Raw genomic sequence first — 1,195 nt, forward strand, 5'->3', positions numbered from 1 at the left:
CAAAGTGTTCAGTAACTTTGATGTTGTATTAAGTAGTTGTTATTTTCTATGTTCAAAGTTAAAATCGTCCCATTTGTGTTTATTTTTTACGACATTTAAAAACGTTAAATTGTTGCAATGATAAAAACCGAAACCACTCCCTTTTTTCTTAAAATAATGAAAGTTAGCGTTTTTGTTGATGTATCTTTTATAAACAACACCATACTGCTTTGCAATTTTTCTTCTTCGTAATGCTTTCATTTTTACTCCTCCTGTAACCCACAAAACATTTCTGTTACTGAACAATATTTATCAGATACGAACCTTTGATTAATCACTATAAATTACACCAGTACTTTCATCCGCATAGTACGTTTGTGTTTCACTACTATTTTCTTTGCACCATTGGTCTAAGAAGTTTTGTAATTGCTCTGTTGCTTCATTTGATACCTCTGCATCTTCGTGTAAATCTTCTGAGGCATTCTCTATAATGTCGGCAGCAGAAAGGTATATACTTTCACATCTAGTTATATAAATTCTCAAATCCTTTGGATCAAAAAATTCATCTTCATCTCTTTGATATTCCACCCAATCTTCAAAGGCATTAGATGCTACATACTCATCAAAATCTTCAACGTATAACATGCCATAATTAGCAAGTGCGTTTTCCAAAGAGATCTTCGGAATCTTATTCCATCGTTTCTTGGCTTCTAATTCTTCTTTATCTGCTTTTTGCTTTCGAGTAGTTTCACAATTACATACAGTCCAACTTTTTGCGATAAGCTTATTACAATGTTCGCAACGTTTTCTTATGCCGTTATAGCAAGATGGACAAAACGATAATGATTGGTTATTGAAAGGGAAGGTGATCCCCTTAGAATGCTTATAGCCTTTTATCCCAAAAACATTGTTGTCTACTTTCATGCCTAGACCGCCACAGTTCTCGCAAATCTCTTCGTTTTTACTAAGATGTTTTTCTAATTTTGCTTTAAAATCCACCTCTACAACTTCACTTCTTAAACCAGCCTGCAAAACATCGTTTACCATAGTTTTTTCCTCCTCTTGTAACTGCACATAATGTTTCAATTATTCACATTAGAATTCTTCATGTGCCTGGCTAAATCAAACCAAGATTGCATGCTATTAATATCTTTTTCACTTGCTCGTAATTGGATCCATTCGCCATCCACAAAAGTTTTAATGACAATTTCATTTG

Annotated in this window: 2 protein-coding genes; both read right to left on the reverse strand. The window is 33.4% G+C overall.

From position 1 onward, the window contains the following. Positions 1–39 precede the first annotated feature (39 nt). A complete protein-coding gene (locus ACOMCU_RS28000) occupies positions 40–240 on the reverse strand; it encodes a hypothetical protein (protein ID WP_421051767.1) in 201 nt (66 codons plus the stop codon). Between the two features lie 69 nt (positions 241–309). Then, a complete protein-coding gene (locus tag ACOMCU_RS28005) occupies positions 310–1,026 on the reverse strand; it encodes a hypothetical protein (RefSeq protein ID WP_421052296.1) in 717 nt (238 codons plus the stop codon). Between the last annotated feature and the right edge of the window lie 169 nt (positions 1,027–1,195).

The sequence above is a fragment of the Lysinibacillus sp. UGB7 genome (genome assembly GCF_049058285.1).
In the GTDB taxonomy this organism is placed as follows: domain Bacteria; phylum Bacillota; class Bacilli; order Bacillales_A; family Planococcaceae; genus Lysinibacillus; species Lysinibacillus sphaericus_B.